Source organism: Vibrio sp. ABG19 (genome assembly GCF_029962385.1).
GTDB classification, from domain to species: domain Bacteria; phylum Pseudomonadota; class Gammaproteobacteria; order Enterobacterales; family Vibrionaceae; genus Vibrio; species Vibrio ostreae.
In genome coordinates this window covers 1-7,387 of the sequence record NZ_CP071708.1, presented here as the reverse complement: position 1 = coordinate 7,387, position 7,387 = coordinate 1, and the positions used below count along the sequence as shown (strand labels likewise).

Annotated in this window: 5 protein-coding genes; 3 read left to right on the top strand and 2 right to left on the bottom strand. The window is 50.0% G+C overall.

Annotated elements, in window-relative coordinates:
• The first annotated feature begins 311 nt into the window (after positions 1-311).
• Together J0X00_RS06250 and J0X00_RS06245 are read left to right on the top strand one after the other, a co-directional pair.
• Entirely contained in the window at positions 312-1,256 is a 945-nt protein-coding gene (locus J0X00_RS06250; protein WP_282477692.1) for a glutathione S-transferase family protein, read from the top strand.
• Positions 1,257-1,421: 165 nt separating this feature from the next.
• On the top strand, positions 1,422-2,699 hold the full coding sequence (locus J0X00_RS06245) for an MgtC/SapB family protein (protein WP_282477691.1): 1,278 nt from the start codon (positions 1,422-1,424) through the stop codon (positions 2,697-2,699).
• A gap of 142 nt (positions 2,700-2,841) precedes the next feature.
• On the opposite strand, the gene pta is transcribed toward J0X00_RS06245, so the two are convergent.
• Both pta and J0X00_RS06235 read right to left on the bottom strand, forming a co-directional pair.
• Complete coding sequence (gene pta, locus J0X00_RS06240; protein ID WP_282477690.1) at positions 2,842-4,986, bottom strand: phosphate acetyltransferase; 2,145 nt, start codon at positions 4,984-4,986, stop codon at positions 2,842-2,844.
• Positions 4,987-5,140: 154 nt separating this feature from the next.
• Positions 5,141-6,337, bottom strand: coding sequence for an acetate kinase (locus J0X00_RS06235; RefSeq protein ID WP_136484410.1), 1,197 nt, complete (start codon positions 6,335-6,337; stop codon positions 5,141-5,143).
• A 348-nt stretch (positions 6,338-6,685) separates the two neighbouring features.
• Between J0X00_RS06235 and yfbV the strand changes: the two genes are divergently transcribed.
• Entirely contained in the window at positions 6,686-7,138 is a 453-nt protein-coding gene (yfbV, locus tag J0X00_RS06230; protein ID WP_136484411.1) for a terminus macrodomain insulation protein YfbV, read from the top strand.
• The last annotated feature ends 249 nt before the right edge of the window (positions 7,139-7,387 follow it).

Below are 7,387 nucleotides of genomic sequence, written 5' to 3'. Positions count from 1 at the left end.
AAAGGTTCGGCACATATTCCCGGCTTCGGCCGGGTGTATGGCCGAATTTTTTTGTTTGTGGATGCTCACTCTGGATTGATTGGTCTCTGCGTTTGTTTCAGCTCCACCTGCTGCAATCGATGCGGTGATTGCTCTTGAGTGCTAATTGGTGAGTCACTGCTGGTTATATTTCTGTTGTGACATTTACCGTTTGTTTCTCACCTAGTTCAAATTTTTCGAATATCTAAGCCAATCCTTCCCGGTTATTTCCCGATTTCGCCTATCTATAATGGTCTTAATTAAGAGTCAAAAACATTTTAACGAGGTGAATCATGGGTAAATTAGTCGAGGGTGTATGGCACGACGTTTGGTATGATACCAAAAACAGTGGCGGCCGTTTTGTGCGTGAAGACGCAGGCTTTCGTGACTGGGTTGAAAATAAACCAGACGCAAAATTTACTCCGGAGTCCGGACGCTATCATTTGTATGTATCGCTGGCGTGTCCGTGGGCGCACCGAACTCTGATTTTCCGTCAGCTCAAGCAGCTACAAGAGCATATTGACGTCACTATCGTTTGTCCGGATATGCTGGCAGAAGGCTGGACTTTTGGTATCCCTGAGCCGCTGTTTGGTCATACCCGTATGCATCAGATTTACACTCAGGCTAAATCGGATTACACCGGTCGGGTGACCGTACCTGTCTTGTGGGATAAGAAGACGAACACCATTGTCAGCAATGAATCGTCTGAAATCATCCGGATGTTCAACACGGCGTTTAACGCCTTGACGGGTAACCAGGATGACTACTATCCGCAGCATCTACAGGCGTTAGTGGATGAGTGGAACGAGTTTATTTATCCGAACATCAATAATGGTGTTTATCGCTGTGGTTTTGCCACCACGCAAGAAGCGTACGAAGAAGCGTATGATTCGCTGTTTGCGGCACTGGATAAGGTGGACAGCCACCTGGCGACCCATCGTTACTTAGCCGGTAATGTGATCACGGAAGCGGACTGGCGTCTGTTTACCACACTGATTCGTTTTGATGCGGTGTATGTCGGCCATTTCAAATGTAATAAAAAACGTATTGCGGACTATCCGAATCTGAACGGTTATCTGAAAGAGCTGTATCAGGTGCCGGGCGTCAAAGAGACCACCGATTTTTATCATATTAAGCGCCACTATTACTTCAGCCATACCACAATCAATCCGACTCAGATTGTGCCGGTAGGACCGGATCTGGATCTGGACACATCGCACGGTCGTGAAGGGATTTAAATACCTGAACCTGCCGATGTAGCAATACTGATAAACCCTGGCCAATCGGCTGGGGTTTGTTTTATCTGAAATGTGAACTCCATTTTTATCAAAACCTTATACACTTATTAGAGGGTACATCTGCCATTGTCCTGCTCACCGGGATCAACCCGTGATGGAGTTATTATGGAGCTTACCAACGTCAGTCAAAGTGTTATCTGGAATCTACTTATTGCTCTCTTGCTGGGTGCCATTGTCGGTACGCAGCGTGGCTGGATAACGCGGCATAATGTCGAGGGATCGCGGGTGGCTGGTATTCGCACCTTCTCTTTGGTGGGGCTGTATGGCGGCTTGTCGGCGGTGCTGGCTGAACGCTATTCGCCGCTGCTGCTTGGCTTTGCACTATTGGCGCTGGTGATGGTTACCTGCATCGCGTTTGTGCTTAAGCAGCGTAAATCACAGGACATCAGTATTACCGGCGTGGTGAGCTTGTTAGTCACTTTTGTCATCGGCAGCCTGGCGGTGTCCGGTAATCCTGTGCTAGCGGCCGTCGCGGCGGTCATTACTGCCTTGGTGCTGGACAATAAGCAGGAGCTGCACCAGGCGCTGCAAAAGCTGCAGGAATATGAACTGGATGCCGCACTGCGGCTGATGTTGATTTCGATTGTGATGCTGCCGCTATTACCCAACCAAAGCTACGGCCCTTGGGGAGCACTGAATCCGTACGAGATTTGGTGGATGGTGGTACTGATCGCCAGTATCTCTTTTATTGGTTACTTTGCCATTCGTATCGGTGGGGCCCGACGCGGCGTGCTGTTTACCGCTGCGTTTGCCGGGCTTAGCTCGTCAACCGCGTTAACCTTGCAATTTGCCCAGTTGTCGCGTGAGCGGGCTGACATCAGTCCTTTGCTGGCGTGCGGTATTCTGCTTTCGTGCGGTACCATGTTTCCGCGGTTGTTGGTGGTACTTTCATTAATTAACAAGAATTTATTGCCGATGCTGGCGCCTGTGGTGGCAGTGATGATGCTGGCGCTTTACCTGCCGGCATGGTTATTGTGGCGCTGTGCTGAGACAGTGGCCCCTGAACAACAAAGTGAACAGGAAAAACGCCATAATAATCCGCTCGCGTTGCAATCGGCGTTGTGGTTTGGCCTGGTTTTGGCCCTGATCATGTTGCTATCGCATGCTTTGTCAGAGTGGTTTGGCGAAGCGGGTACCCTGGGCCTGGCTGCGGTGTCCGGGATTACCGATGTCGATGCGATTACTCTGGCACTGGCGAGGCAGAGCTCGGACGGACTGGATAATCATACTGCGGCGCTGGGTATTGTGATTGCAGCCTCGGTCAATACCCTGGTGAAAATGGGGATGGCCTGGGTAGTGGGTGACAGGCAGGTCGGCATAAGAGTGATGCCGGTGATGCTGCTGTCTGTCGGGCTGGGTTTACTGACGCTGTGGATGATCTAAATATCGTCAGCTGATTGTTAAATGTGTCAGTGCTTTTTACAAGGGCTGTTTTTTCACAACAGCAGGGCTTTTCACAACAGCAGGGCACAAATAAACAAAAGGCCTTCGCAGTGCGAAGGCCTTTATCTTCAGTCAGAAGCCATTATTTTTGCTCTTGGTCTGCCTGAATTGCAGTCAGAGCGATGGTGTAGACGATATCGTCAACCAGCGCGCCGCGTGACAGGTCGTTGACCGGCTTACGCATGCCTTGCAGCATCGGACCGATTGAAACCAGGTCAGCACTACGCTGTACCGCTTTGTAAGTAGTGTTACCTGTGTTCAGATCGGGGAACACAAATACCGTCGCTTTACCTGCAACCGGAGAGTTAGGGGCTTTAGAAGCGGCTACGTTCTCCATGATCGCTGCGTCGTACTGTAGCGGACCGTCGATAACCAGGTCAGGACGTTTTTCCTGTGCCAGGCGAGTCGCTTCACGGACTTTATCAACGTCAGCGCCTTTACCTGAAGTACCGGTCGAGTACGAGATCATCGCTACGCGAGGATCAATACCGAATGCCGTTGCAGAGTCTGCTGACTGGATAGCAATCTCAGCCAGTTGCTCAGCGGTCGGATCCGGGTTGATGGCACAGTCACCGTAAACCAGAACCTGGTCAGGCAGCAGCATGAAGAAGATCGAAGAAACGATCGACGCATTTGGTGCTGTTTTAATGATCTGGAACGGAGGAACGATGGTGTTGGCCGTTGTGTGAACGGCACCAGAAACCAGACCGTCGACTTCGTTTGCTTCCAGCATCATGGTGCCCAGGAATACTGAGTCTTCCAGCTTCTCGCGAGCAACCACTTCAGTCATGCCTTTCGCGCCGCGCAGCTCAACCAGACGAGCAACGTAGTTTTCGCGGATAGCGTCAGAGTCGATGATTTCAACACCAGCGCCCAGTTCAACACCCTGTTGCGCTGCTACGCGACGGATTTCATCCGGGTTACCCAGCAGGACACAAGTCGCGATACCGCGTTCAGCACAGATAGATGCAGCTTTAACGGTACGTGGCTCATCACCTTCAGGCAGAACGATACGTTTACCGGCACGACGAGCGAACTCAGTCAGCTGGTAACGGAACGCAGGCGGACTCAGACGACGAATCCCCTGCGTACCTTCACTCAGAGAGTCGATCCAAGGGCCGTCGATGTGGCTGGCAACGTGATCGTTAACGAACTCGATACGCTCTTTATCGTCCGCCGGAACTTCCAGGCTGAAGCTTTGCAGGTTCAGCGAAGTTTGCCAGGTGTTACCCTGTGCCTTGAAGATTGGCAGGCCTGATTCGAAAGCTGGTTTACACAGCTGTTCGATTTCGTGCGGGATATCGTAACCACCGGTCAGCAGGATAGCGCCGATCTCAACGCCGTTCATCGCCGCCAGAGATGCCGCAACGATAACGTCCGGACGGTCTGCTGAAGTGACCAGCAGTGAACCTGGTTTGAAGTGCTCAATCATGTGTGGCAGTGAACGGGCACAGAAAGTGATGCTCTTCACGCGGCGAGTGTTGATCTCACCTGCATTAACGATTTCAGCTTTCAGGTGTTTCGCCATGTCGATAGCACGGGTCGCGATCAGTTCAACATTCCATGGCACGCAACCCAGAACGCGGATTGGGCTGGAGTTGAAGATCTGCATCACTTCCAGGTTCGCTTTGGTCGCTGCGTCAGAATCGTCAAAGATTTCAGACAGATCAGGACGAGTACGGCCAGCTTCATCGACCGGAGCGTTCAGTTTGTTGATGATCACACCAGCGATGTTTTTGTTCTTCACGCCGCCGAAGTTAGAACAGGCAACTTCCAGACGCTCTTTCAGCTGAGATGGGTTGTCGGTGCCTGGAGTGGCAACCAAAACGATCTCTGCGCCCAGCGTTTTTGCTACTTCGTAGTTAACCTGGTTAGCGAACGGGTGCTTACGGGTCGGAACCAGACCTTCGATCAGAGTCACTTCCGAATCTTTATTGATTTGGTTGTAACGCTCAACGATGGTTTCCAGCAGCACGTCCATTTTCTCGCCGCCGATCAGGCCTTCAGCTTCAGGCATCGACATTGGCTGAGCCAGTTTGATGCTGCTGTTTGCACTGATGATGGTCGAAGTCAGGTCAGGCTGGTCGCCGCCACTGCGTGGCTGTGCGATTGGCTTGTAGAAAGAAACATTTACGCCTTTGCGTTCCATAGCACGCAGCAAACCCATGCTTACGCTGGTAAGACCAACGCCGGCACTGGTTGGGATAAGCATAATAGTACGGGACATTCTTAAAGTACCTCAACACTATTGTTTAAAATCTAAGGAGCTTAGATTGAAAGGAACAAAGCCCAACAGGCGATCTGCAAGATGAGAGTGACAGAGCGGGTGTTGAGCCCCTAAAAAACACTGGCTAACTCGAGGAGTTAGCCAGGGAATCTGATTAGATGTTGGTCAGACGAGCTGTGTCTTCAGCGATAACCAGTTCTTCGTTGGTTGAGATAACCATCGCTGGGATACGGCTGCCTTCAGTTGTGATAACACCTTCGCCGCCGAAACGTGCTTTCAGGTTCGCTGCGCCATCTACTTCGATACCGAAGATAGCTAGGCGGTTCAGAACCATTTCACGGATTGGTGCAGAGTTCTCACCGATACCACCGGTAAATACGATAGCGTCCAGACGACCGTCCATGCTAGCTGTGTAACCTGCAACGTATTTCGCCAGGCGGTGGCAGAATACGTCCATTGCACGAGTCGCTTCTTCTTTAGTGCCGTAGTTGTCTTCAACGAAGCGGCAATCAGAAGTGACTTCGGTCAGACCTTGTAGGCCAGACTCTTTAGTCAGCATCTTGTTGATGTCAGCGACTGAGTAACCCAGCGTGTCGTGCAGGTGGAATACGATCGCAGGATCGATATCGCCACAACGAGTACCCATAACCAGACCTTCCAGAGGAGTCAGACCCATAGAGGTGTCAACTGACTGGCCGTTCTTGATTGCACAAACAGACGCACCGTTGCCCAGGTGGCAGTTGATGATATTCAGTTCGCTGGCTGGTTTACCCAGACGCTCTGCGGCTTCACGTGCGATAAACAGGTGAGAGGTACCGTGTGCGCCGTAGCGACGGATGCCATGCTCTTTGTACAACTTGTATGGCAGCGCGTACAGGTACGCTTCTTCTGGCATAGTTTGGTGGAAAGCAGTGTCGAATACGGCAACGTTCTGCAGTGCAGGGAATGCTTTCTGAGCTGCTTTAATACCAACGATGTGCGCCGGGTTGTGCAGAGGAGCGAAGCTAGCCGCGTCTTCAATACCTTTCAGAACGGTTTCGTCGATCAGAGCTGATTGAGTGAACTGCTCACCGCCGTGTACAACACGGTGGCCAATGGCTTTCAGTTGCTCTGCCAGTTCTGGCTTAGAAGCAAGGATAGTTTCAACGATGAAAGTCAGAGCTTCATCGTGTGCAGCGCCATCACCCAGTTGAGCTTCGTGCTTGCCGTCAAGTTTCCACTTGATACGTGCTTCTGGAAGGTGTAGACATTCAGCAAGACCTGAAAGGTACTCGTCGCCATTTTGTGCGTCGACAACAGCGAACTTAAGTGAAGAACTACCGCAGTTTAAAACTAAAACTAGCTTAGACATGAGTAACTACCTGTAATAATCGGTTAGGACAAAAATTAATCTCAAGAATAGTCAACCCATGCAGGACTGCTACTAATCTTGGTCAATAAAGCTTCAATTTCCGTATAAAAAGACGTGACAGTGTCAGTGTAATCGTCGGTGCAATCCGTGCTGCATTCATCGCAGAGTTGCTTAAATAATAATTACGGGCAACAATGAGATTGAGAATGCGCAAAGGATAGCGATATTAGGTCAAGATAACAAAAAAAATTTGAAAGAATATTATAATTTGTCAAATTTTTACGCCATTTGTTGAATCGTTCAACTATTTTTTAAAGAACGATTGGCAGCTTTAACGAGGGGAATGGTATGAGTAATAAAGCAGGAATCATCCACAGCCTAAAAGATGGTCAGAAGTACATGGACACCTGGCCAATGCGCAAAGAGCTGAATCTGCTGTTTCCGGAACCGCGCATCATTAAAGCAACGCGCTTTGCGATTAAAGTGATGCCGGCGGTTGCGGCGATCAGTGTCCTGACGCAGATGACCTTTCACAACGCCGGTGCGATGCCGCAGACGATTGTGATCGCGTTGTTCGCGATAAGCCTGCCGCTGCAAGGGATATGGTGGCTGGGCAACCGAGCCAATACCCAACTACCGCCCGCTCTGGCGCATTGGTACCACGAACTGCATGAAAAAATCATTGAGACGGGGTTTGCGCTGGAACCGGCTAAGGCCAAGCCACGTTATAAAGAACTAGCCGCTATTCTCAATCGGGCATTTCGTCAACTGGATGAAACCTCGCTAGAGCGTTGGTTCTGAGTCTTGATGGCAGCTTTAGCCGTTCTATTGGCACTGAAGTTGCCGTTACTTAAGGTGAGTGATGAGTTTAAATACTCGATAGTAAATCTGTTATTCAATTAATTTAATAGAGGCTCAACGATATTAATATAATGAGTCACTTTTGTTGCTATCTTGATATTATTTTGTTGGTCGTGCGATGTTAAATTGTACGGCCTTTACTTTATATACAGATGTTTTTGTAAAGTGATGACTATTTCAACATAACCG